Source organism: Mycolicibacterium grossiae (assembly GCF_008329645.1).
Taxonomy (GTDB): Bacteria; Actinomycetota; Actinomycetes; order Mycobacteriales; family Mycobacteriaceae; genus Mycobacterium; species Mycobacterium grossiae.
Map to the genome: position 1 here is coordinate 905,268 of NZ_CP043474.1, position 24,712 is coordinate 929,979.

The 24,712-nt window shown below is 71.1% G+C and carries 17 protein-coding genes; 14 read left to right on the forward strand and 3 right to left on the reverse strand.

Annotated features, from left to right (window positions below):
• Positions 1-13 precede the first annotated feature (13 nt).
• Genes FZ046_RS04465 through FZ046_RS04490 form a run of 6 tightly spaced genes read left to right on the forward strand, consistent with a single transcriptional unit; the run spans position 14 to position 6,516 of the window.
• Positions 14-1,978: a DUF6541 family protein gene (locus FZ046_RS04465; protein ID WP_070352889.1), complete on the forward strand. Its 1,965-nt coding sequence runs from the start codon at positions 14-16 to the stop codon at positions 1,976-1,978.
• A 30-nt stretch (positions 1,979-2,008) separates the two neighbouring features.
• Positions 2,009-2,512: a bacterial proteasome activator family protein gene (locus FZ046_RS04470; protein WP_070352888.1), complete on the forward strand. Its 504-nt coding sequence runs from the start codon at positions 2,009-2,011 to the stop codon at positions 2,510-2,512.
• A 42-nt stretch (positions 2,513-2,554) separates the two neighbouring features.
• Positions 2,555-3,328, forward strand: coding sequence for a galactan export ABC transporter ATP-binding subunit Wzt/RfbE (gene wzt, locus FZ046_RS04475; RefSeq protein ID WP_456093938.1), 774 nt, complete (start codon positions 2,555-2,557; stop codon positions 3,326-3,328).
• On the forward strand, positions 3,321-4,244 hold the full coding sequence (gene glfT1, locus FZ046_RS04480) for a galactofuranosyltransferase GlfT1 (protein WP_070352886.1): 924 nt from the start codon (positions 3,321-3,323) through the stop codon (positions 4,242-4,244). Before wzt ends, glfT1 begins: the two co-directional genes overlap by 8 nt.
• On the forward strand, positions 4,241-5,071 hold the full coding sequence (gene wzm, locus FZ046_RS04485; protein WP_070352885.1) for a galactan export ABC transporter permease subunit Wzm/RfbD: 831 nt from the start codon (positions 4,241-4,243) through the stop codon (positions 5,069-5,071). The genes glfT1 and wzm overlap by 4 nt, the downstream gene beginning before the upstream one ends.
• 5 nt (positions 5,072-5,076) lie before the next feature.
• Positions 5,077-6,516, forward strand: coding sequence for an HNH endonuclease signature motif containing protein (locus FZ046_RS04490; RefSeq protein ID WP_246182903.1), 1,440 nt, complete (start codon positions 5,077-5,079; stop codon positions 6,514-6,516).
• Positions 6,517-6,518: 2 nt separating this feature from the next.
• Here the strand turns inward: FZ046_RS04490 and FZ046_RS04495 are convergent, their stop codons facing one another.
• Together FZ046_RS04495 and FZ046_RS04500 are read right to left on the reverse strand one after the other, a co-directional pair.
• On the reverse strand, positions 6,519-6,989 hold the full coding sequence (locus FZ046_RS04495; protein WP_070352884.1) for a carboxymuconolactone decarboxylase family protein: 471 nt from the start codon (positions 6,987-6,989) through the stop codon (positions 6,519-6,521).
• Between the two features lie 77 nt (positions 6,990-7,066).
• Positions 7,067-7,345, reverse strand: a complete 279-nt coding sequence (locus FZ046_RS04500) for an STAS domain-containing protein (protein WP_328514930.1) — start codon at positions 7,343-7,345, stop codon at positions 7,067-7,069.
• A 209-nt stretch (positions 7,346-7,554) separates the two neighbouring features.
• Here FZ046_RS04500 and pdxR point away from each other — a divergent pair, with 209 nt between their 5' ends.
• Positions 7,555-8,973 (forward strand): MocR-like pyridoxine biosynthesis transcription factor PdxR, encoded by a 1,419-nt coding sequence (gene pdxR, locus FZ046_RS04505; protein ID WP_070352883.1) that lies wholly within the window; start codon positions 7,555-7,557, stop codon positions 8,971-8,973.
• Here the strand turns inward: pdxR and FZ046_RS04510 are convergent.
• Positions 8,955-9,935 carry an AraC family transcriptional regulator gene (locus FZ046_RS04510; RefSeq protein WP_149484193.1) on the reverse strand — a complete coding sequence of 327 codons (981 nt, stop codon included), beginning with the start codon at positions 9,933-9,935 and terminating at the stop codon, positions 8,955-8,957. The two genes, pdxR and FZ046_RS04510, sit on opposite strands and share 19 nt — an antisense overlap.
• A 195-nt stretch (positions 9,936-10,130) precedes the next feature.
• Here FZ046_RS04510 and FZ046_RS04515 point away from each other — a divergent pair, with 195 nt between their 5' ends.
• The 7 genes from FZ046_RS04515 to FZ046_RS04545 all read left to right on the forward strand — a co-directional run bounded on the left by FZ046_RS04515 (position 10,131) and on the right by FZ046_RS04545 (position 24,371).
• Positions 10,131-10,529 carry a GtrA family protein gene (locus tag FZ046_RS04515; protein WP_070352881.1) on the forward strand — a complete coding sequence of 133 codons (399 nt, stop codon included), beginning with the start codon at positions 10,131-10,133 and terminating at the stop codon, positions 10,527-10,529.
• A 19-nt stretch (positions 10,530-10,548) separates the two neighbouring features.
• Entirely contained in the window at positions 10,549-11,919 is a 1,371-nt protein-coding gene (locus FZ046_RS04520) for a decaprenylphosphoryl-beta-D-ribose oxidase (protein WP_070352880.1), read from the forward strand.
• Complete coding sequence (locus tag FZ046_RS04525) at positions 11,920-12,702, forward strand: decaprenylphospho-beta-D-erythro-pentofuranosid-2-ulose 2-reductase (protein WP_070352879.1); 783 nt, start codon at positions 11,920-11,922, stop codon at positions 12,700-12,702.
• A 25-nt stretch (positions 12,703-12,727) separates the two neighbouring features.
• Positions 12,728-14,554, forward strand: a complete 1,827-nt coding sequence (locus tag FZ046_RS04530) for a galactan 5-O-arabinofuranosyltransferase (protein ID WP_070352925.1) — start codon at positions 12,728-12,730, stop codon at positions 14,552-14,554.
• Positions 14,551-17,820 (forward strand): arabinosyltransferase domain-containing protein, encoded by a 3,270-nt coding sequence (locus tag FZ046_RS04535; RefSeq protein ID WP_407664445.1) that lies wholly within the window; start codon positions 14,551-14,553, stop codon positions 17,818-17,820. The genes FZ046_RS04530 and FZ046_RS04535 overlap by 4 nt, the downstream gene beginning before the upstream one ends.
• Before the next feature lie 69 nt (positions 17,821-17,889).
• On the forward strand, positions 17,890-21,150 hold the full coding sequence (locus FZ046_RS04540; RefSeq protein ID WP_070352877.1) for an arabinosyltransferase domain-containing protein: 3,261 nt from the start codon (positions 17,890-17,892) through the stop codon (positions 21,148-21,150).
• Between the two features lie 50 nt (positions 21,151-21,200).
• Positions 21,201-24,371, forward strand: a complete 3,171-nt coding sequence (locus FZ046_RS04545; protein WP_281288510.1) for an arabinosyltransferase domain-containing protein — start codon at positions 21,201-21,203, stop codon at positions 24,369-24,371.
• The last annotated feature ends 341 nt before the right edge of the window (positions 24,372-24,712 follow it).

Genomic DNA, 24,712 nt, shown 5'->3' on the forward strand with positions numbered 1-24,712 from the left:
CCATACTAGTGCAGTGACCTTGGCGGCCGGAGTGCTAGTGGCATGGCTGTTGCTGGTGCTCCCGGGGACCATCGTGGCCCGTGCGGCGCAGCTAACCTGGCCAGTCGCAATCGCCGTGGCACCCCCACTGACCTACGGCGTGGTGGCCTTCGCCGTCCTTCCCTTCGGCGCCCTCGGCGTGCCGTGGAACGGGTGGACCGCGCTGGCCGCGCTGCTCGTCGTCGTGATCGTGGTCACAGCACTGCAACTGCTGCTGGCTCGCGTGACGGTGCGCGACGTCGCCGACCGGGCGATGCGGCGCGGCCCCGCACTGGTCGTCGCGGCCGGCGTGGCGCTCGGCGCACTGCTGATCGGCGTGGCAGCACTCCACGGCGTGCAGAACTGGCAAAGCGTCCCCAGCAACTGGGACTCCGTCTGGCACGCCAACACCGTCCGGTTCATCGTCGAGACCGGACAGGCCTCGCCGACACACATGGGCGAGCTGCGCAACGTCGAGACGCACGACGCCCTGTACTACCCATCGGTCTTCCACGCGCTCGCCGCCCTGCAGTGCCAGCTGACCGGCGCGGCCGCCACGACGGCGTACACGCTGGCCTCGTTGATCGCGGCGGTGTGGCTCTTCCCGGTGAGCGCGGCCGCGCTCACCTGGCACCTGCTGCGCCCGCGCCTGGACGACCAATGGCGCGTCGCGGGCAGCGCCGCGGCCGCCGCGGCGCTCGCGGCGTCGTTCACCGCGCTGCCCTACGTCGAGTTCGACACCGCGTCCATGCCGAACCTGGTGGCCTACGGCATCGCCGTTCCGGCCATGGTGCTGATCGCGTCGGCGGTGCGGCACCGCAACCGCATCCCGTTGGCCGTGCTCGCGCTGCTCGGCGTCTTCTCGGTGCACATCACCGGAGGCGTCGTCGCCGTGACGTTCGTGGTGGCCTGGTGGCTCTGCGAGGGCCTGTGGCGCCCGGCGTTCGGCCGGGTGCGGGACTTCGTCAGCCTGGCGCTCATCGCCGTGCCGACCGTGGTGCTGCTGCTGCCCCAGTTCGTCGGCGTGCTGGCCCAAGCCGAGATCATCGCCGGTCACGCCTTCGTCACCCACGAGGGCAAGAAGCGCGCGCTGTTCGACGCCGTGGTCCAGCACACCCGCCACCTCAACGACTTCCCGATCCAGAACGCGTTGATCCTGCTGGCCGGACTCGGCGGGGCCTACCTGCTGGTCCGCCGCATCTGGTGGCCGCTGGCGGTGTGGGCGCTGCTGGTCGTGTCGATCGTGCACTCCTCGGCGCCGTTCGGCGGCCCGCTCGGCACCATCACCGGGACCTACAGCGACCTGTTCTACAGCGATCCCCGCCGGCTCTCCGCGGTGGTGACCATGCTGCTGGCGCCGATGGCCGGGACCGCGCTGTACCTGGGCACGGCGTTCGTCGTCGACCGGGCGAGACGCCGGCTGCCGGACGTCGGTCCCCGGGTGTGGACCGGCGCGACGGCCGCCGTGCTCATCGTCGTCACCGTCGGGCTGGCCTGGCACTATCTGCCGCGCAACCGGTACCTGTTCTTCGAGAAGTACGACCGGGTGATCGTCGACGCCAAGGACCTCGACGCGTTCGCGTACCTGGCGACGCTGCCGGACGCCCGCGACACCCTGATCGGCAACGCCAACACCGACGGCACCGCCTGGATGTACGCCGTGGCGGGGCTGCATCCGCTGTGGACGCACTACGACTACCCGCAGCAGCAGGGCCCGGGGTATCACCGCTTCGTCTTCTGGGCCTACGCCGACGACGCCGACACCGACCCGCGGGTGGCCGAGGCGGTGCGCGCGCTGAACATCCGGTACGTGCTGACCAGCACGCCGGTGGTGCGAGGGTTCGTCATGCCCGACGGGTTAGTGTCGCTAGACCGGTCGCGGTCGTGGAAGAAGATCTACGACAACGGCGAGGACCGCATCTACGAGTGGCAGGGGACGAATGCCCCGGCGGCTCGTTAGCACGCCTTTCGAGAGGGAATGCCGAGAGCCATGACAACCGACGACAACGACTTCGAGGTCATCAGCGACGTCCCAGCCGAGCAGCGCGACGAGGACGGCAAGTCCCTGACCGACCTCGTCGAACAGCCGGCGAAGGTGATGCGCATCGGCACCATGATCAAGCAGCTGCTCGAGGAGGTGCGCGCCGCTCCGCTCGACGAGGCGAGCCGGCACCGGCTGCGCGACATCCACCGCACCAGCATCCGCGAACTCGAGGACGGCCTGGCCCCGGAGCTGCGCGACGAACTCGAACGGCTGACGCTGCCGTTCGCCGAGGAGACCGTGCCGTCCGACGCCGAGCTGCGGATCGCGCAGGCGCAGCTGGTCGGCTGGCTCGAAGGTCTGTTCCACGGCATCCAGACCGCGCTGTTCGCCCAGCAGATGGCCGCGCGCCAGCAGCTCGAGCAGATGCGCCAGGGTGCGCTGCCGCCCGGGATGGCCGCACCCGGTCGCGGGCCCGGCGGGCCCGCCAGCGGGACCGGTCAGTACCTGTAGGCGTCATCGGTGGAGCCACACATCTCGACCCAGAACGCGTGGGTGGAGTTCCCGATCTTCGACGCGAAGTCGCGGTCGCTGAAGAAGGCGTTCCTCGGCAAGGCGGGCGGCACCATCGGCCGCAACACGTCCAACGTCGTCGTCATCGAGGCCCTGCGCGACATCACCATGTCGCTGAAGATGGGTGACCGCGTCGGGCTCGTCGGCCACAACGGCGCCGGCAAGTCGACGCTGCTGCGCCTGCTGTCGGGCATCTACGAGCCGACGCGCGGCTCGGCCACCGTGCACGGCCGGGTGGCGCCGGTGTTCGACCTCGGCGTCGGGATGGACCCGGAGATCTCGGGTTTCGAGAACATCATCATCCGGGGGCTGTTCCTCGGGCAGACGCGCAAGCAGATGCTGGCCAAGGTCGACGAGATCGCCGAGTTCACCGAACTCGGCGAGTACCTGTCGATGCCGCTGCGCACGTATTCCACCGGCATGCGGGTGCGGCTCGCGATGGGCGTGGTCACCAGCATCGACCCGGAGATCCTGCTGCTCGACGAGGGCATCGGCGCCGTCGACGCCGAGTTCATGAAGAAGGCGCGCACCCGGCTGCAGGATCTGGTGGCCCGGTCGGGGATCCTGGTGTTCGCCAGCCACTCCAACGAATTCCTCGCCCAGCTGTGCGACACCGCGATGTGGGTGGACCACGGCACCATCAAGATGACCGGCGGCATCGAGGAGATCGTCCGCGCGTACGAGGGCGAGGACGCGGCCCGCCACGTCCGCGAGGTGATCGAGGAGAACAGTCGGTGGGACGCGCCGCGTGGCTAATGTCATCGCGGTGGTGGTCACCCACCGACGGGTGGAGCTGCTGGCGCGGTCGCTCGCGGCGGTGTGCGGTCAGGACCGCGCCCCCGACCACCTGATCGTCGTCGACAACGACGCCGACCCCGCCGTCGCCGACCTCGTTGCGGCGCAGTCGGTTCCGAGCACGTACGTCGGGTCGCAGCGCAACCTCGGCGGTGCCGGCGGCTTCGCGCTGGGCATGCTGCACGCGCTCGCGCTCGGCGCGGACTGGGTGTGGTTGGCCGACGACGACGGCCGGCCGGCCGACGCGTCGGTGCTCGGCACGCTGCTGGGCTGCGCGGACCGGCACGGGTTGGCTCAGGTGTCGCCGATGGTGTGCGACATGGACGACCCGACGCGGCTGGCGTTTCCACTGCGCCGCGGGCTGGTGTGGCGGCGGCGCGTCGCGGAGCTGCGTGTGGAGGGCACGACGGCGAGCCGTCAATCGGGCACCGGCGATCTGCTGCCGGGGATCGCGTCGCTGTTCAACGGGGCGCTGTTCCGCGCGTCGACGGTGGATGCCGTTGGCGTGCCGGACATCCGGTTGTTCGTGCGCGGTGACGAGGTGGACGTGCACCGCCGGCTGGTGCTGTCCGGGCTGCCGTTCGGCACGTGCCTGGACGCGGTGTACCTGCACCCGCAGGGAAGTGACGAGTTCAAGCCGATCCTCGGCGGGCGCATGCACACGCAGTACCCGGCCGACGACACCAAGCGGTACTTCACCTACCGCAACCGCGGCTATCTGCAGGCGCAGCGCGGCATGCGACGGCTGGTGCCCCAGGAGTGGCTGCGGTTCGGGTGGTTCTTCCTGGTGACGCAGCGCGACCCGGCCGGCTTCGCCGAGTGGATCCGGTTGCGGCGCTTGGGACGACGCGAGAAGTTCGGGAGTAGGACGACATGACGATCATCGACGCCGCCGCACAGTCCAAGACGATGGCGCGGGCGTGGGGCGACCTGACCGAGGGGTTCGGCAAGCGCGAGCTGTGGCTGCACCTGGGGTGGCAGGACATCAAGCAGCGCTACCGCCGCTCGGTGCTCGGGCCGATCTGGATCACCATCGCGACCGGCACCATGGCCGTCGCACTGGGTGGCCTGTACTCCAAGCTGTTCCACCTCGAACTCGCCGAGCACCTGCCCTACGTCACGCTCGGGCTGATCATCTGGAACCTGATCAACGCCGCGATCCTCGAGGGCGCCGACGTGTTCGTCGCCAACGAGGGACTGATCAAGCAGCTGCCGACGCCACTGTCGGTGCACGTTTACCGGCTGGTGTGGCGGCAGGTGATCCTGTTCGCGCACAACATCATCATCTTCGTCGTGATCGCCATCATCTTCCCGCAGCCGTGGAAGTGGACCGACCTCGCGGTGATCCCGGCGCTCGCGCTGCTCGTGCTGAACTGCGTGTGGGTGGCGCTGTGCTTCGGCATCCTCGCCACGCGGTACCGCGACATCAGCCCGCTGCTGTTCAGCCTGGTGCAGCTGCTCTTCTACATGACGCCGATCATCTGGAACGACCAGACGCTGCGCAGCCAGGGCGCCGGCGGGTGGGCCAAGGTCATCGAGTTCAACCCGCTGCTGCACTACGTCGACATCGTCCGGGCACCACTGCTCGGCGACGACCAGGAGCTGCACCACTGGGTGGTGGTGATCGCGCTGACCGTCATCGGCTGGACCGTCACGGCGTTCGCCATGCGGCAGTACCGGGCGCGCGTGCCGTACTGGGTGTAGCCGATGTGTCGGAGGTTCGACATAGAATCGAACACGTGTTCGATGGCATTCAGGGGCTCGGCGACGCGGAGTTGATCGCGTCGCTCGGCGAGGCACTGCGCGACGAACGACGCGCTGCCTCCCGCCGATTGATTGCCGCGGGCGTGTTCGCCATGCGGCGAGACGCTTCTGCCGACCCACGCAGCGCGATCTGGTGCGTCGACGCCGTCGACTCGGCTGCCGCAGAAGTGGGTGCCGAACTCGGAATCAGTCGATTTCGTGCCGCGGCGGACATGCGCCTGGGCATTACGCTCGTCGCGCGCTTCCCCCTGCTGGCCGAACGCTGCCTTGCCGGCGACGTCGACCAGCGCGTCATCGCGAGCATCGACGACCGGACTGCATTGGTCGGTGACCCGGAAATCCTCGCTCGACTCGACGTCACGTTGGCACGCTCAGCGCCGGGCTGGAACGGCCTTTCCCGCCGCAAGCTCGAGTGGGTGCTCGATTGGCTCGTGTTGGACGTCGACCCGGAGGCCGTGCGCCTCGCGAAGGAACGAGAGGCAACCCGCTACGTCACCGTCACTTCGGACGACGCGGGAACGAGCAGGCTCGATGGCCGCCTTCCGGTCACGGACGGAGACATCGTCGACCGTCGACTCGATGCGATGGCCTCGGCGGTGTGTGACGCCGATCCGCGAACGAAGGACCAGCGTCGCGCCGATGCGCTCGTCCGATTGGCCGAGGGGTTCACGACGTTGGCGTGCCGGTGCGGGACCGAGGCGTGCTCGTCGGACGACTCGTCGGTCGGGTCGAGTCAGATCGTCGTGCACGTCCTCGCCGAGGCCGCCACCGTCGTCGGTGAGTCCAGCCGGTCGGGCTTCGTCGTCGGCCGCGGTCCCGTGCGGGGCGGGGCGGTCGAGGAGATGGTCCGGTCCGGCCGGGCGAAGGTCCGGCCAGTCGCCGCATCGAAGGACCTCGGTGCGGTCGTCGGCTACCGCCCCACACGCGCGGCGGCGGAGTTCGTCCTGTGCCGCGACCTGACCTGCCGGTGGCCGGGCTGCGACCGCCCCGCGGACCGGTGCGATGACGACCACACGATTCCGTGGCCGTACGGGCCGACTCACCCGTCGAATCTCAAGGCGTACTGCCGTCATCACCACCTGCTCAAAACGTTCTGGACCGGGCCCGGCGGATGGTCCGACGCGCAGCGACCCGACGGCACCGTCGTCGTCACCTCGCCGACGGGCAGGACGTACGCCTCCACGCCGCTGGGAGCACTGTTCTTCCCGCATCTCGCGGTGCCGACCGGGTCCGTCGTCGCCCGACCGGTCCCGCCGGCGGCGGAAGCACGGCAGCTGACCATGCCCCGTCGCCGACGTACCCGCGCCGAGGACGTGGCCGCACGCATCGAGGGTGAACGCGCGGTGAATCGAGCGGAGATCCTCGCTCATCCCCCGCCCTTCTAGCGTCAGCGGCGTGGAGCCTTCATCCGCGTCGCGACGTTGAACCGGTTCCAGGCGTTGATGGTCACGGCCATCGCGATGACCTGTGCGAGTTCCTTCTCACTGAACACCGCGGCCGCCGCGGCGTAGACCTCGTCGGAGACGTGGCCGTGGTGCAGTTCGGTGATGGCCTCGGTCAGCTGCAGGGCCGCGCGCTCGCGCTCGGTGAACAGGTCGCCGGCCTCCTCCCACGCCGCGACCAGCGCCAGCCGCTGCTCGGTTTCGCCCTGCTTGCGGGCGTCGGCCACGTGCATGTCGAGGCAGAACGCGCAGTGGTTGATCTGGCTGGCACGGATCTTCACCAGCTCGCCGATCGTGGGGTCGACGTCCTTCGCAGACGCCGCGGACAGCTTCATCATGGCGTCGTAGATCTCGGGCGAGACCTTGTAGATGGCGAGCCGGTCGATGGCGGTCGGGTGGTCGAGTGTCTGGGTCATGACACTGACGCTAAGCCCACATTGCCCCGTCGACGTGGGTCAATCGAGCACCAGTCCGATGGGCCAATCCCCAGGACTCAGCCGCCGCTGCCGGCTACGTGATCGAGCGCCTCGTCCAGGCCGGGATAGAGCGCGATGACGTCGGTGATCCCGGCGATCTTCAGCGGCCGGCTGGTCGCCGGTCCGTCGGCCACCACGGCGTAGCCGACATTCGGGCCGAGCATCCGCAGCGTCGTCACCAGGACCTGCATGCCCGCCGACGCCACCAGATCGACCTCGCTGAAGTCGAACACGAACCCGGCCGGCTTCTTCTGCACTGCGACGGCGGCGGCGTTGTACAACCACGGTGCCGTCATGCTGTCGATCGTCCCCGTCGCAGTCACGATCACCACCCGGTCACACCAGGTCTCGGTGACGCTGAATTCGGCGATCGGAACTCCTGGAGCCAGGTGGGCGACGGTTTCGATCGAGTGTTCCAGAATCGGTCCGGCGCGTAATGCCGCACACGTCAATCGGGACCGTACGGTGACACGCCCGCGACCCGCGCGCGTGCTTGAATTCCCCGGTGACCTCCCGGGCCGAACCGGGTGCGCGCGACCTGCACCTGGAGCTGCGCGACGCCATCACGCCGGGTGCGCGGGGCGCCCGCGAGCTGCTGCTCGCGGCACTGCGCGACGCCGTGCGCAGCGGACGGCTGACGTCGGGCACCGTGCTGCCGCCGTCGCGCACGCTGGCTGCCGACCTGGGCCTGGCCCGCAACACCGTCGCCGAGGCCTACGCCGAACTGGTCGCCGAGGGCTGGCTCGGCTCACGCCAGGGCGCAGGCACCTGGGTGCTCGACGTCTCGGCGCCACCGCTGCCGGCCCGACCGCGCGGCACCACCGGCCTGCCGGTGCACGACCTGATGCCGGGCACCCCCGACGTCTCCGCGTTCCCGCGCAACGCCTGGCTCGCCTCGACCCGGCGCGTGCTCGCGACGGCACCGCACGACGCGTTGCGGATGGGCGACCCGCGCGGGCGGATCGAGCTGCGCCAGGCGCTCGCCGACTACCTCGGCCGCGCCCGCGGCGTCCGCACGTCGCCCGACCGCATCGTCGTCACCGCGGGCACGCGGCACGCCGTCGAGGTGCTCGGCCGCGTCCTCGGCGGCCCCGTCGCCGTCGAGGCGTACGGCCTGTTCCTGTTCCGCGACGCCCTCGCCGGCGTCGGCGCGTCGACGGTGCCCATCGGTCTCGACGAGTACGGCGCCGTCATCGACGACCTCGACCGCACGCCGGCGACCGCGGCGCTGCTGACCCCGGCGCACCACTTCCCGCACGGCGTCCCGCTGCACCCCACCCGCCGCGCCGCCGTCCTGCAGTGGGCGCACCGCACCGACGGCTACCTGCTCGAGGACGACTACGACGGCGAGTTCCGCTACGACCGGCAACCGATCGGCGCGGTGCAGGGCCGTGACCCCGACCGCGTCGTGTACCTCGGCTCGGCGAGCAAGAGCATGTCGCCGGTGCTGCGTCTCGGGTGGATGGCGCTACCCGACCACCTGGTCGACCGCGCGCTGGCCGCGCTGGGCGGCCAGCAGTTCTACGTCAACGGCATCGCCCAGCTCACGATGGCCGACGTCATCGCCCGCGGCGAGTACGACCGGCACATCCGCCGGATGCGGCTGGCCTACCGGCGCCGCCGCGACCGGCTGCTCGACGCACTGGAACCGTTCGACGTCGGCATCGGCGGCCTCGCCGCAGGCCTGCACCTGCTCCTGACCCTGCGCGACGGCTCCGAGGCGGAGGTGGTGCGGCGGGCGGGCGAGGCCGGCGTCGGCCTGTCCGGTCTCGCGCTGCTGCGCCATCCCGACGCCGGGCCGGAGGTTCCCCGCCCCGACGGCATCGTCGTCAACTTCGGCGCCCCCGCCGAGCATGCCTTCGCCTCCGCGGTCGACGCGCTGTGCGGCGTGCTGGCCGACGCCGGTCACCGCCGCGCGCGGTAGCTGCCCGGCGGGCTGCCGGTCCACCGCCGGAATGCGCGGCGGAACGCACTCGACTCGGAGAACCCCAGCCGCGCCGACAGCTCCTCGACCGACTCCTGGCCGCGGACCAGGCTCGCGATCGCGTCGTCGCGCAGCACCTGATCGCGGATGGCCCGGAACGTGGTGCCCTCGTCGCGCAGCAGCCGACGCAGGTGCTGGGCGCTGATGCCGAGCGGCGCCGCGACGTCCTCGACGGTGACCGCCTCGGCAGCGCGCCGCTCGATCAGCTTGCGCACGCGGCTCGCGGTCGTCGGCTGGTAGTCCTGCCGGGCCAGCAGGCCGTGCGGCTGGTGGCGGACGAACTCCAGCAGGTCGTCCTCGCTGCGCACCAGCGGCGCGCGCAGATGCCGGCTCGGGAACGCGAGCGCCGCGACGGGCGCCCCGAACGTCGGCTCCACGCCGAACACCGGCAGCAGCTCGGCGGCGTGCACCGGCACGGCGCCCGGCAGGTCGACCGACGTCAACGCGATCTGCTCGCCGATCAGCCAGTTGGCCAACCGGTGACCGACCGCCATGCCGATCGCGAGGACGAGCTGGCTGCGGGCATCGGCCTCCCCGGGGCCGAACGTCAGCCGCGTCGTCTCGCCGTCGTCGGTCATCGCAGCGACGTCGACGCCCATGCCGATGCCGGCGAACTCGATGAGCCGATGCAGGGCGGTGTCGAGGTCGCGGGCGTGCACCAGGCCGAGCGTCGCCATGAGGAACGTGCCGCGCGGCAGGGGCCGCTCGGGCAGACCGATCAGCTCGTCGTCGGTGAGCGCCCACAGCGACCGGATCAGCGCCGCGGCCTGCGCACGGGTGACGCGGGCGCCGTCGCAGTCGAGCAGGTCGGCGGAGATGCCGGACTCGCGCAGCGCGACGCCGACGTCAATTCCGCGTTCCTTCGCCGGGACCAGGGCGGCACGAATGAACTGGATCGCCACCGTACCCCCCGCCACATGCAGAAACTACCCCACGGACGCGCGGTTCGGTCATGAATTCCGCTACGAAGAGTCATTAACCAGATTCGCATCGGTTCGTACGGTGGACCTCTATTCAACGACCACCACCCGCCTTCGAGGGGTAGCGCGGGTGGTGGTCGCTGCGCTGGCTAAGCTGCGCGGGTGGCCGAGCCCCCCATGCCGCCGAACCTGAGCCTCGGCACTCAGGCCTTCCGGTTCGTCGTCACCGGCGGGCTGTCGGCCGTCGTCGACTTCGGCCTCTACGTGCTGCTCTACCGCGTGGCCGGCATGCAACCCGACCTCGCCAAGACCCTCGGCTGGGTCGCGGGAACGACCACCGCCTACCTGCTCAACCGCCGGTGGACGTTCCAGGCGCCGCCGAGCCGCGCCCGGCTGGTTGCGGTGTGGGCGCTCTACATCACCACCTTCGTGGTGCAGGTCGGGCTCAACCACCTGTTCCTGCGCCTGCTCGACTACACCCCCACCGCGGTGGTCCTGGCGTTCGTCATCGCCCAGGGCACCGCGACCGTCATCAACTTCGTGGTGCAGCGCGCGGTGATCTTCCGGCTGCACTGAGGGCGGTACCCTCGTCTCGATGTCTACGACCTCCGGACTGACCACTACGCGGCTGATGGGCTGGGCGCGCACCGCGCCGACCGTCGCCCGGGTGCTGTCCACCCCCGACCCCGGCGCCGTCGTCGACGCCGTCCGCACCGCCGGCGAGCGCGGCGTCATCGCCCGCGGGCTCGGCCGCTCCTACGGCGACAACGCCCAGAACGGCGGCGGCCTCGTCATCGACATGCCGGCGCTGAACCGCATCCACTCGATCGACCGCGACACCCACGTCGTCGACGTCGATGCCGGCGTCAACCTCGACCAGCTGATGCGCGCGGCGCTGCCGCTCGGCCTGTGGGTGCCCGTCCTGCCCGGCACCCGGCAGGTCACCGTCGGCGGCGCCATCGCCTGCGACATCCACGGCAAGAACCACCACAGCGCAGGCAGCTTCGGCAACCACGTGCTGTCCATGGACCTGCTGACCGCCGACGGCAACGTCCGCACCCTCACCCCCGGGGGCGACGAGTCCGAGCTGTTCTGGGCCACCGTCGGCGGCAACGGACTCACCGGCATCATCCTGCGCGCCACGATCGCGATGACGCCCACCGAGACGGCCTACTTCATCGCCGACGGCGACGTCACCGCGAGCCTCGACGAGACCATCGAATTCCACAGCGACGGCAGCGAATCCAACTACACCTACTCCTCGGGCTGGTTCGACGCGATGAGCGCGCCGCCCAAGCTCGGCCGCGCCGTCATCTCGCGCGGCTCGCTGGCCACCATCGACCAGCTGCCACCGAAGCTGGCGAAGGATCCGTTGAAATTCGATGCGCCGCAGTTCTTCACCGCACCCGACCTGTTCCCGAACGGGCTGGCCAACAAGTACACGTTCGGACCGATGACCGAACTCTGGTACCGCATGGGCAAGACCTACCGCGGCAAGACGCAGAACCTGACGCAGTTCTACCACCCGCTCGACATGGTCGGTGAATGGAACCGCGCCTACGGCTCGGACGGATTCGCGCAGTACCAGTTCGTCGTCCCGGTGGAGGCCGTCGAGGAGTTCAAGCGCATCCTCGTCGACATCCAGGCGAGCGGCCACGTCTCGTTCCTCAACGTGTTCAAGCTGTTCGGGCCCGGCAACCGTGCTCCGCTAAGCTTCCCGATCCCCGGATGGAACGTCTGCGTCGACTTCCCCATCCGGCCCGGGCTGAACGAACTGCTCAACGGGCTGGACCGTCGGGTGCTGGAGTTCGGCGGACGGCTCTACACCGCGAAGGACAACCGCACCACCGCCAGCATGTTCCATGCCATGTACCCGCGCATCGACGAGTGGATCGCGGTGCGCCGCAAGGTGGATCCCGACGGCGTCTTCGTCTCGGACATGGCCCGACGTTTGGAGCTCGTCTAGATGGTCTTCGATGCGACCGGCAACCCCCAGACCATCCTGCTGCTCGGCGGCACCAGCGAGATCGGGCTGGCGATCTGCGAGCGCTACCTGCGCAACGCGGCCGCCCGCGTGGTGCTGGCCGACCTGCCCGACCATCCGCGCAAGGCCGACGCCATCGCCGCCATGACCGCGGCCGGCGCCAAGGCCGTGGAATGGGTGGACTTCGACGGCACCCGTAGCGACACCCACCCCGACGTCATCGACCGGGCCTGGGCGGGCGGCGACGTCGACGTGGCCATCGTCGCCTTCGGGCTGCTGGGCGACGCCGAGGAACTCTGGCAGAACCAGCGCAAGGCCGTGCAGATCGCCGAGATCAACTACACCGCCGCCGTGTCGGTCGGCGTGCTGGTCGGCGAGCGCATGCGCGCGCAGGGCTACGGCCGCATCATCGCGATGAGTTCGGCCGCCGGTGAGCGCGTGCGCCGCTCGAACTTCGTCTACGGCTCCACCAAGGCCGGTCTCGACGGCTTCTACCTCGGCCTCGGAGAAGCGTTGCGCGAGCACGGCGTTCGCGTGCTGGTGATCCGCCCGGGCCAGGTCCGCACGTCGACGACCATCGCGCACTGGAATGCCACCGGCGCCAAGGAGGCGCCGTTCACCGTCGACAAGGAGTACGTCGCCGACCTCGCGGTGACGGCGTCGGCGAAGGGCAAGGACCTGGTGTGGGCACCGGGCGTCTTCCGCTACGTGATGATGGTGCTGCGGCACGTCCCGCGCCCGATCTTCCGCAAGCTCCCCATCTGACGTGACACTCCGGACAGCCGGCCAGATGCTGGCCGCGGCCGTCGCCGCCGCACTGCTGTCAGTGGTCGCGCTGCTGGCGATCGGTCGCGTCGAGTGGCCCGCGTTCAACTCGAGCAACCAGTTGCACGCCCTCACCACGGTCGGCCAGTTCGCCGCCCTGGCCGGCCTCGGCGCGGCGGGCTGGCTGTGGCGCCGCGGCCGCCGGTGGCTCGCCCGGGCCGCCGGCGTCGCCTTCCTCACCGCGTTCACCGTGGTGACCCTCGGGATGCCGCTCGGCGCCACCAAGCTCTACCTCTTCGGCGTCTCGGTGGACCAGCAGTTCCGCACCGAGTACCTGACCCGCCTCACCGACTCGGCCGTGCCGCACGACATGACCTACATCGGCCTGCCGCCCTACTACCCGCCGGGCTGGTTCTGGCTGGGCGGCCGGTTCGCCGCGCTGAGCGGCATGCCGGCGTGGGAGGCGTTCAAGCCGTGGGCGATCATCTCGATCGCCGTCGCCGTCGCGCTGGCCTTCGCGCTGTGGGCAGCGCTGATCCGCTTCGAGCTGGCGCTGATCGTCACCACCGCCACCGCCGCGACGACGCTCGCCTATTCGTCGGCCGAGCCCTACGCCGCGATCATCACCGTGCTGCTGCCGCCGATCTTCGTGCTGGCCTGGTCGGGACTGCGCGCCGGTAGGACCGCGGGCCGCTCCGGCTGGGCCGCCGTCCTCGCCGTCGGCCTGTTCCTCGGCGTCGCGGCGCTGTTCTACACGCTGCTGCTGGCCTACGCCGCCTTCACCATCGTGCTGATGGCCCTGTGCGTCGCGGCCACCCGCCGGCACTGGTTCCCGCTGCTGCGCCTCGGGGTCATCGCCGTCGTCTCCGGCCTCATCGCGCTCCTCGGCTGGGGCCCGTACCTGCTGGCCGCCGCGCGCGGCCGGCCCGCCGACACCGGCACGGCCCAGCACTACCTGCCCGCCGACGGGGCGCAGCTCACCTTTCCCATGCTGTCCTTCACCCTGCTCGGCGCACTGTGCCTCGTCGGCACCGTGTGGCTCGTCGTCATGGCACGGCACTCGACGAGGGCCGGCGCGCTGGCGATCGCGGTCGTCGCGGTCTACGCCTGGTCGCTGCTGTCGATGGTCACGACGCTGGCCGGCACCACGCTGCTGAGCTTCCGGCTGCAGCCGACGCTGTCGGTGCTGCTCACCGCCGCCGGCGTCTTCGGCTTCGTGCACGCCACCACCGCGCTCGCGGCGCGGCGCACCCCGGTCACCGGGCGGCGCATCGTGGTGAGCGCCACGGTGCTCGGCGCGATCGGCGCCATGACGTTCAGCCAGGACATCCCCGACGTGCTGCGCCCCGACATCGCGGTGGCCTACACCGACACCGACGGCTCCGGCCAGCGTGCCGACCGCCGCCCGCCCGGCGCCGAGCGGTACTACGCCGACATCGATGCCAGGATCACCGCCGCCACTGGGCGCCCGCGCCACGAGACGGTGGTGATGACCGCCGACTACGGCTTCCTGGCCTTCTACCCGTACTACGGCTTTCAGGGCCTGACGTCGCACTACGCCAACCCGCTGGCGCAGTTCACCGAACGGTCCGCCGTCATCGAGGGCTGGGCGACGATGACCCGGCCCGACGACCTCATCGCCTCCCTCGACGGGATGCCCTGGCCGCCGCCCACGGTGTTCCTCATGCGGCACGGCGCCAACGACACCTACACGCTGCGGCTCGCCAGCGACGTCTACCCCAATCAGCCCAACGTCCGGCGCTACCAGGTGGCCCTCGACGCGGCGCTGTTCGACGACCCGCGGTGGAGCGTCACCGACGTCGGTCCGTTCGTCCTGGCGATCCGCAGGTGACCGGCGAGGTCCCACCGCACGTCGGGTCATTAACATCTACGCCCGTGAGCCGAGAGGGTGCCGCGTTGCCAGCCAACCACCGGACCGCGCGCCTCATCGCCATCGTCTCCGGGCTGCTCGGCGCGCTGCTCGCGATCGCCACCCCGCTGCTGCCCGTCACGCAGACCACCGCCCAGATCAACTGGCCGCAGAACGGCGTGCTCGCCAGCGTCGACGCCCCGCTGATCGGTTACGTGCCGACCAGCATGGAGCTGACCATCCCGTGCAGCGCCGCGGCCGCCCTGCAGGGCCAGCGCACCGTGCTGCTGTCGACGGTCCCCAAGCAGGCACCCAAGGCCGTGGACCGCGGCCTGCTGATCGAGCGCGTCGGCGGCGACGTGCTGATGATCGTCCGCAACACCCCGGTGGTCACCGCGCCGCTCGCCGACGTGCTGAGCCCGGCGTGTCAGCGGATCACCTTCACCGCGCACGCCGACAAGGTCACCGGCGAATTCGTCGGGCTGACCAAGGAACCGGAGCCCGGCGAGGAATCCGACGGCGGGCAGCCGCTGCGCGGCGAGCGCAGCGGCTACGACTTCCGCCCGCAGATCGTCGGCGTGTTCACCGACCTGTCCGGCCCGGCGCCGGAGGGACTGACCTTCTCGGCCACCATCGACTCCCGCTACAGCACCTCCCCGACGCTGCTGAAGACGCTGGCGATGGTGTTCGGCGTGGCGCTCACCGTCGTCGCCCTGATCGCCCTGCACCGCCTCGACGTCGCCGACGGCGTGCGGCACCGCCGCGTCCTGCCGCCGCGCTGGTGGTCGCTGTCGCCGCTGGACGGCCTGGTGACCGCGGTGATGGTGTGGTGGCACGTCGTGGGTGCCAACACCGCCGACGACGGCTACATCCTCACGATGGCCCGGGTGTCCGAACACGCCGGCTACATGGCGAACTACTACCGCTGGTTCGGCACGCCCGAGGCGCCGTTCGGCTGGTACTACGACCTGCTGGCGCTGTGGGCGCACGTCAGCACCGCCAGCGTCTGGATGCGGCTGCCGACGCTGCTGATGGGGCTGGCGTGCTGGTGGGTCATCAGCCGCGAGGTGATCCCCCGGCTCGGCCACGCCGTCAAGCACAGCCGTGCGGCGGCGTGGACCGCCGCGGGCATGTTCCTTGCTTTCTGGCTGCCGCTCAACAACGGCCTGCGCCCCGAGCCGATCATCGCGCTCGGCATCCTGCTCACCTGGTGCTCGGTCGAGCGCGGCGTCGCGACGAGCCGGCTGCTGCCCGTCGCGATCGCCGTCATCATCGGCGCGCTGACGCTGTTCTCCGGTCCCACCGGCATCGCCGCGGTCGGCGCCCTGCTGGTGGCCATCGGCCCGCTGAAGACCATCGTCGGACAACACGTCTCGCGCTTCGGCTACCTCGCGCTGCTCGCGCCCGTGCTCGCCGCGGGCACCGTCGCGATCATCCTCATCTTCCGCGACCAGACGCTGGCCGCCGCGGTGCAGGCGAGTTCGTTCAAGTCCGACGTGGGTCCCAGCCTGGCCTGGTTCGACGAGCACATCCGCTACGAGCGGCTGTTCACCACCAGCCCCGACGGCTCGGTCGCGCGCCGCTTCGCGGTGCTGACGCTGCTGCTGGCGTTGGCCGTCTCGGTCGCGATGTCGTTGCGCAAGGGCCGGATTCCCGGCACCGCGCTCGGCCCGAGCCGGCGCATCGTCGGCATCACCATCATCTCGTTCCTCGCCATGATGTTCACGCCCACCAAGTGGACGCACCACTTCGGGGTGTTCGCCGGGCTGGCCGGCTCGCTGGGCGCGCTCGCCGCCGTCGCCGTAGCGGCCACCGCGATGAAGTCACGCCGCAACCGCACCGTGTTCACCGCGATCGTGTTGTTCGTGACCGCACTGTCGTTCGCGACCGTGAACGGCTGGTGGTACGTCTCGAACTTCGGCGTGCCGTGGTCGAATTCGTTCCCGGAGTTCAAGTTCGGCTTCACCACCGTGCTGCTCGGGCTGTCGGTCCTGGCGCTGCTGGTCGCGGCGTGGCTGCACTTCAGCGGACGCGCCGACCGGCTGCCGAGCAAGCCGCGACGCTGGTCGCGCGTCGCCCAGGCACCGCTGGCGGTGATCCTCTGGCTGGTGATCGCCTTCGAGGTGGCCTCGCTGACCCTGGCGATGATCTCGCAGTACCCCGCCTGGTCGGTCGGTCGCTCGAACCTCGACGCGCTCACCGGCAAGACGTGCGGCCTCGCCACCGACGTCATGGTGGAACTCGACCCCAACGCCGGGCTGCTGTCCCCGGTCGGCGTCCCGGTGGCCGCCGCGCTCGGCGCCGCCACCACACAGGGCTTCGGCGCCAACGGGATTCCCGCCGACGTCTCGGCCGACCCCGTCATGGAACCGCAGGGCAGCGGCAACTTCGCCGACACCGACGGCTCGGTGGTGACCGGCAGCGAGCCCGGCACCGAGGGCGGCACCACCGCGGCCGCCGGCGTCAACGGCTCGCGTGCCCGCCTCCCCTACGACCTCGACCCCGCCCGCGTCCCCGTCATGGGCAGCTGGCGCTCGGGCACCCAGCAGCCCGCCCTGCTGCGCTCCGCGTGGTACCGGCTGCCGCCCGCCGACCAGCGCGGCCCGCTACTCGCCGTCACCGCGGCCGGCCGCTTCGACGCCGGCGAGGTCACCGTGCAGTGGGCCACCGACGCCCAGGCCGCCCGCAACGAGCCCGGCGGCGGGCTCGGCCTGGCCGACGTCGGCGCCACCCCCGCCTGGCGGAACCTGCGCGCACCCATGACGGCCATCCCCGCCGAGGCCACCCAGATCCGCATCGTCGCCAGCGACGACGACCTGGCACCGCAGCACTGGATCGCCGTCACCCCGCCGCGCATCCCGCAGCTGCGCACGCTGCAGGAGGTCGTCGGCTCCAGCGACCCGGTGCTGCTGGACTGGCTCGTCGGGCTCGCGTTCCCGTGCCAGCGGCCGTTCGGCCACAACGACGGCGTCACCGAGGTGCCGAAGTGGCGGATCCTGCCGGACCGCTTCGGTGCCGAGGCCAACTCGCCGGTGATGGACTACCTCGGCGGCGGCCCGCTCGGCATCACCGAGCTGCTGCTGCGCGCCACCCCCGTACCGACCTACCTGCGCGACGACTGGTTCCGCGACTGGGGCTCGCTGCAGCAGCTGACGCCGTGGTACCCGAACGCCGAGCCGGCCCGCCTCGATCTGGGCACCGCGACGCGCAGCGGGCTGTGGAGTCCGGGACCGCTGCGGTTGTCCTAGGCGCGACGTCTCCGGCCGCACCGCATGGCGACGCAGGTCTCACGAGTCCTTCCCTTACCCTTGAGCCTCGTGCCTGCCCGGACCATTCGACTCGTCGCGATCATCGCGGGCGTCGCCGGGCTTCTGCTCTGCGCCCTCACCCCGCTGCTTCCCGTGCGCCAGACCACCGCGACCATCCTGTGGCCGCAGGCCCCGGGGGCGAACGGCTTCGTCACCGACGTGACGGCCCCGCTGGTGTCCGGCGCGCCGCGGGCGCTCGACGTGACCATCCCCTGCGTCACCGTCGCCTCGCTGCCGCGCGACGGCGGCGTCGTGTTCTCCACCAACCCGGCCGGCGGCATCGAGGCCGGCCGCAACGGCATGTTCGTCCGCGCCAACGCCGACGTCGTCTACGTCGCCTTCCGCGACACCGTCGCGGCCGTCGCCCCGCGCGCCGCCGTCGACTCCGGCGCCTGCAGCCAGATCCACGTGTGGGCCAACGTCGGCGCGGTCGGCGCGGACTTCGTCGGCATCCCCGGCGCCACCGGGACGCTGCCGGTGGACAAGCGGCCCCAGGTGGCCGGCCTGTTCACCGACCTCGAAGTGGCGCCGCAGCCCGGACTCGGCGCCCGCGTCGACGTCGACACCCGCTTCATCACCGCCCCCACCGCGCTGAAGACCGCCGCGATGGTCCTCGGCGTGCTGTGCGTCCTCGCGTCGATCGTCGCCCTGGTCCTGCTGGACCGCGTCGCCGGCCGGCGACCGCCACGCATCCGCCGCCGCGCGGGGCTCTGGACGTGGCTGACCGACGCCGGCGTGATCGGCGGCCTGCTGATCTGGCACGTCGTGGGCGCGCTGTCGACCGACGACGGCTACAACCTCACCATCGCCCGGGTGTCCGGCCAGGCCGGGTACAGCGCCAACTACTACCGCTTCTTCGGGGCCACCGAGGCGCCGTTCGACTGGTATCAGAGCGTGCTGGCGCACCTCGCCGCGGTCAGCACGGACAGCGTGTGGATGCGGCTGCCCGCGACCGCCGCCGCGATCGGCACGTGGCTCATCGTCAGCCGCTGCGTCCTGCCCCGCATCGGCAGGCGGGTGGCCGCCAACCGCGTCACCGTGCTCACCGCCGGCGCGGTGTTCCTCGCCGCGTGGCTGCCCTTCAACAACGGCCTGCGCCCCGAGCCGCTCATCGCGTTCGCCACCGTCGCGGCATGGATCCTCGTCGAGAACGCGATCGGGACCCGCCGGCTGTGGCCCGCCGCGGTCGCCATCGTCGTCGCGGCGTTCTCGGTCACCCTCGCCCCGCAGGGACTCATCGCGCTGGCGCCGCTGCTGGTCGGCGGCCGGGCCATCGGCCGCATCGTCGTGCACCGGCGACGCGCGGGTGGCGGCATGCTCGCCTCGCTCGCGCCGCTGGCCGCGGCGCTGTCGCTGGTGTTCGTCATCGCGTTCCGCGACCAGACGCTGGCCACCGTCGCCGAGTCGGTGCGCATCAAGTACGTCGTCGGCCCGACCATCCCCTGGTACCAGGAGTTCCTGCGGTACTACTTCCTCACGGTCGAGGAGAGCGTGGACGGCTCGCTGACCCGCCGCTTCGCGGTGCTGGTGCTGCTGCTGTGCCTGTTCGGGCTGATCATGGTGCTGCTGCGGCGCGGCCGGGTGCCCGGTGCGGTGAGCGGGCCGGTGTGGCGGCTGGCCGGCTCCACCGCCGTCGGGCTGCTGCTGCTGACGCTGACCCCGACGAAGTGGGCCGTGCAGTTCGGCGCCTTCGCCGGGTTGGCCGCCGCGCTGGGCGCCGTCACGGCCTTCGCGTTCGCGCGGGTCGGTCTGCACAGCCGACGCAACCTCGCGCTGTACGTCACCGCACTGCTGTTCATCCTGGCCTGGGCCACCTCGGGCATCAACGGCTGGTTCTACGTCGGCAACTACGGGGTGCCGTGGTTCGACAAGCAGCCGGTGATCGTCGGCTACCCGGTGACGACCATCTTCCTGGTGCTGGCCATCGCGTGCGGTCTGCTGGCCGGGTGGCTGCACTTCCGCATGGACTACGCCGGTCACACCGAGGTCGCCGACACCGGGCGCAACCGCGCGATCGCGTCGACGCCGCTGCTGGTCGTCGCCACGATCATGGTGGTGCTCGAGCTGGGCTCGATGCTCAAGGCCGCCGCGGGCCGCTACCCCGTCTACACCACCGGCGCGGCCAACCTCGCGGCGCTGCGGTCGGGGCTGTCCGACGCCAGCTGCGGGGAGGCCGACGCCGTGCTGGTGGAGGCCGACACCAACGCCGGCATGCTGCAGCCCGCGCCCGGGCAGCGCGTGGGCCGGTACGGACCGCTCGGCGGCGAGAACCCCGTCGGCTTCACGCCCAACGGCGTCAGCGACACCCTCGAACCGCCCAAGCCGACGGTCGCCAACCCCGGCACCGTGAACTCCGACGGCCCGAACGACAAGCCCAACATCGGCGTCGGCTACGCGGCCGGCACCGGCGGCGGCTACGGCCCCGAAGGCGTCAACGGGTCGCGGGTGTTCCTGCCGTTCGGCCTCGACCCCAAGCGCACCCCGGTGATGGGCAGCTACGCCGAGGCCGGATCGGACCAGGCCGGCATCGCCGCCAAGGCCACCTCGGCCTGGTACGAGCTGCCGCCGCGCACGCCGGACCGGCCGCTGGTGAGCGTCGCCGCGGCGGGCGCCATCTGGTACTACAACGAGGACGGCTCGTTCAACTACGGCCAGTCGCTCAAGCTGCAGTGGGGCGTGCGCCGCCCGGACGGCACGTTCCAGGCGCTCAACGAGGTGCAGCCGATCGACATCTTCGCCCAGCGGGCCTGGCGCAACCTGCGCTTCCCGCTGACCACCGCGCCGCCGGAGGCCAACGTCGCGCGCATCGTCGCCGACGACCCCAACCTCTCCACCGACCAGTGGTTCGCGTTCACGCCGCCGCGCGTGCCGGTGCTGCAGACCGCCCAGCAGTTCCTGGGCAGCGAGACGCCGGTGCTGATGGACATCGCCACCGCGGCCAACTTCCCGTGCCAGCGGCCGTTCGCCGAACACCTCGGCGTCGCCGAGCTGCCCGAATACCGCATCATCCCGGACTTCAAGCAGATGGTCGTCTCGTCGAACAAGTGGCAGGCCGCCGAGGACGGTGGGCCGTTCCTGTTCATCCAGGCGCTGCTGCGCACCGAGGCCATCCCGACCTACCTGCGCGACGACTGGTACCGCGACTGGGGCTCGCTCGAGCGCTACACCCGGGTGGTGCCGTCCGACCAGGCGCCCGACGCCGTCATCGAGGAAGGATCCACGCGAGTGTTCGGCTGGAGCCGAGGCGGACCGATCAGGGCACTGCCGTGAGCGGCAACAGACCAGCCGGGGCCGTGAGCGGCAAGAGGGCAGCCGGGGCCGTGAGCGATGATGCCAAGGTGGCGCGCTGGGTCGCCACGATCGCCGGGCTGCTGGGGTTCGTGCTGGCGGTCGCCACCCCGCTGCTGCCGGTCACCCAGACCACCGCGACGCTGAACTGGCCGGAGCAGGGGCGCTTCTCCGACGTCACCGCACCGCTGCTGTCGCAGGCGCCGGTGGAGCTCTCGGCCACCATTCCCTGCGCGATCGTGCGGGACATGCCGCCCGCCGGCGGTCTGGTGCTGGGCACCGCGCCGGCGCAGGGCCGCGACGCCGCGCTGAACGCGATGCTCGTCAACGTCACGCAGTCGCGCGTCGACGTCATCGTCCGCAACGTGGTGGTCGCCAGCGTCGCGCGGGACCGGGTCGCCGGACCCGCGTGCCAGCGCATCGAGATCACGTCCTCGCTCGACGGCACGTACGCCGACTTCGTCGGTCTGCGCCAGCCGGACGGCTCGCCGCAGCGCACCGGCTACGCCGACCCGAACCTGCGCCCGGCCATCGTCGGCGTCTTCACCGACCTCACCGGCGCTGCGCCACAGAACCTTTCGTTCTCGGCGACCATCGACACCCGCTTCACCACGCACCCGACGCCGCTGAAGCTCGCCGCGATGCTCCTGGCGATCCTGTCGACGGTGCTGGCGCTGCTCGCGCTGTGGCAGCTCGACCGGCTCGACGGGCGGCGCATGCACCGCCTGATTCCGACGCGATGGCGGATGCTGACCCCGGTCGACGGGGCCGTCGTCGGCGGCTTCGCGCTCTGGTACGTGATCGGCGCCAACTCCTCGGACGACGGCTACATCCTGCAGATGGCCCGCGTCGCCGATCACGGCGGCTACATGGCCAACTACTTCCGGTGGTTCGGCAGCCCCGAGGACCCCTTCGGCTGGTACTACAACCTGCTGGCGCTGATGACGAAGGTCAGCGACGCCAGCATCTGGATCCGCCTGCCCGACCTCGTCTGCGCGCTGGTCTGCTGGCTGCTGCTGTCGCGCGAGGTGCTGCCCCGGCTGGGGCCCGCCGTCGCGGGCAGTCGCGCCGCGATGTGGGCGGCCGGACTGGTGCTGCTGGGCGCGTGGATGCCGTTCAACAACGGTCTGCGACCCGAGGGGCAAATCGCCACCGGCGCCCTGATCACCTACGTGCTGATCGAGCGGGCCGTCACGTCGGGCCGGCTCACCCCGGCTGCACTCGGGATCACCACCGCGGCGTTCACGCTCGGCATCCAGCCGACCGGACTGATCGCCGTGGCCGCACTGCTCGCCGGCGGCCGCCCGATCCTGCGCATCGTCATGCGCCGCCGCGGCGCCGTCGGAACGTGGGCGCTGGTCGCGCCGCTGCTGGCGGCGGGCACCGTGATCCTGCCCGTCGTGTTCGCCGACCAGACGCTCGCGACGGTGCTGGAGGCCACCAGGATCCGCACCGCCATCGGACCCAGCCAGGAGTGGTGGACGGAGAACCTGCGCTACTACTACCTGATCCTGCCGACCACCGACGGCGCGATCTCGCGGCGCGTGGCGTTCGTGTTCACCGCGATGTGCCTGTTCCCGTCGCTGTTCATGATGCTGCGCCGCAAGCGGGTGCCCGGGGTCGCCCGCGGTCCGGTGTGGCGGCTGATGGGCATCATCTTCGCGACGGTGTTCTTCCTGATGTTCACGCCCACCAAGTGGATCCACCACTTCGGCCTGTTCGCCGCGGTAGGCGGTGCGATGGCCGCGGTGGCCACCGTCCTGGTGTCGCCGGTGGTGCTGCGCTCCGCGCGCAACCGGATGACGTTCCTGGCGCTGGTGTTCTTCGTCCTGGCGTTCTGCTTCGCCTCCACCAACGGGTGGTGGTACGTGTCGAACTTCGGTGCGCCGTTCAACAATTCAGTGCCGAAGATCGGCGGCGTCACCGTCAGCACGGTGTTCTTCGCGCTGACCGCCGTCGCGGTGCTGTGGGCGTTCTGGCTGCACCTGACGCAGCGCGGTGAGTCGCGGATCGTCGACCGTCTGACCGCGGCGCCCATCCCGTTGGCCGCCGGGTTCATGGTCCTGGTCATGCTGGCGTCGATGGCGATCGGCGTGGTGCGTCAGTACCCGACGTACTCCAACGGGTGGGCCAACGTGCGTGCGTTCGCCGGTGGCTGCGGCCTGGCCGACGACGTGCTCGTCGAACCGGACTCGAACGCCGGCTTCCTGCGGGCGCTGCCGGGGAACTACGGGCCGCTCGGGCCGCTCGGCGGAACGTCGCCGGCGGGCTTCTCCCCCAACGGCGTTCCGGACCGCATCATCGCCGAGGCCATCCGGTTGAACAACCCGCAGCCGGGCACGGACTACGACTGGAACCGCCCGGTGAAGCTGTCGCGCCCGGGCGTCAACGGCTCGACCGTGCCGCTGCCCTACGGTCTGGACCCGGCGCGGGTGCCGGTCGCGGGAACGTATTCGACTGGCGCGCAACAGGAGAGCACACTCGCGTCGGCGTGGTACGAGCTGCCCGCCGCCGACGACGCGCACCCGCTGGTGACCATCACCGCAGCGGGCACGATCACCGGCAAGAGCGTCGCCAACGGGTTGACCACCGGGCAGACCGTCGACCTCGAGTACGCGCGCCGCGGTCCGGACGGGGCTCCCGTGCCCGCCGGACGGGTGACGCCGTTCGACGTCGGACCGACGCCGTCCTGGCGCAACCTGCGCTACCCGCGCGCCGAGATCCCCGCCGACGCCATCGCCGTGCGCGTGGTCGCCGAGGACCTGTCGCTGAGCCAGGGCGACTGGGTGGCCGTCACCCCGCCGCGCGTGCCGGAGGTGCGTTCGGTGCAGGAGTACGTCGGCTCCCAGCAGCCGGTGCTCATGGACTGGGCCGTCGGTTTGGCGTTCCCGTGCCAGCAGCCGATGCTGCACGCCAACGGGGTCACCGAGGTGCCGAAATTCCGCATCTCGCCCGACTACTACGCCAAGCTGCAGAGCACCGACACCTGGCAGGACGGCCTCAACGGTGGCCTGCTCGGGATCACGGACCTGCTGCTGCGAGCGTCGGTGATGTCGACGTACCTGTCGAAGGACTGGGGTCAGGACTGGGGTTCGCTGCGGCGCTTCGACACGATCGTCGACGCCCAGCCCGCGCAGATCGACCTCGGCGAGTCCACCCACAGCGGGCTGTACAGCCCGGGCCGGATCCGCATCCAGCCGTAGGGGTGCGGGGCGCTGGCGCCGAGCGTGACGCTGAAGTCGCGCGCGGCAGGCTAATGGTCTTGCGGGCGGGTCGCGCGAGCACGGCCCGGGGGAAGTGCATTCCGATTGCCCGCCTCTGAGCGACAAGTCGCGACAACCGGCGGACGGCATCGGCGGCTAGCGCCGAGCGTGACGCTATAGTCGCGCGCGGAGTCGAGCGTGACGCTGGAGTGCCGCGGGCGGGTCGCGGCGGGTGGGTCGCGGCGCCCCGCGTCCGGGGTTTGCACTTGAGATTGCCCGCCTCCTAGCGACAAGTCGCGACAACATCGACCACCGGCACGCCCGCGATTGTCGCGAGTTGT

What these genes read in the sequence shown, in the direction of transcription:
- FZ046_RS04470 (WP_070352888.1), top strand. Translation starts at nt 2,009, where the DNA reads ATGACAACCGACGACAACGACTTCGAGGTCATCAGCGACGTCCCAGCC.
- wzm (WP_070352885.1), top strand. Translation starts at nt 4,241, where the DNA reads ATGACGATCATCGACGCCGCCGCACAGTCCAAGACGATGGCGCGGGCG.
- FZ046_RS04495 (WP_070352884.1), bottom strand. Translation starts at nt 6,989, where the DNA reads ATGACCCAGACACTCGACCACCCGACCGCCATCGACCGGCTCGCCATC.
- FZ046_RS04500 (WP_328514930.1), bottom strand. Translation starts at nt 7,345, where the DNA reads ATGACGGCACCGTGGTTGTACAACGCCGCCGCCGTCGCAGTGCAGAAG.
- FZ046_RS04515 (WP_070352881.1), top strand. Translation starts at nt 10,131, where the DNA reads ATGCCGCCGAACCTGAGCCTCGGCACTCAGGCCTTCCGGTTCGTCGTC.
- FZ046_RS04520 (WP_070352880.1), top strand. Translation starts at nt 10,549, where the DNA reads ATGTCTACGACCTCCGGACTGACCACTACGCGGCTGATGGGCTGGGCG.
- FZ046_RS04525 (WP_070352879.1), top strand. Translation starts at nt 11,920, where the DNA reads ATGGTCTTCGATGCGACCGGCAACCCCCAGACCATCCTGCTGCTCGGC.
- FZ046_RS04530 (WP_070352925.1), top strand. Translation starts at nt 12,728, where the DNA reads ATGCTGGCCGCGGCCGTCGCCGCCGCACTGCTGTCAGTGGTCGCGCTG.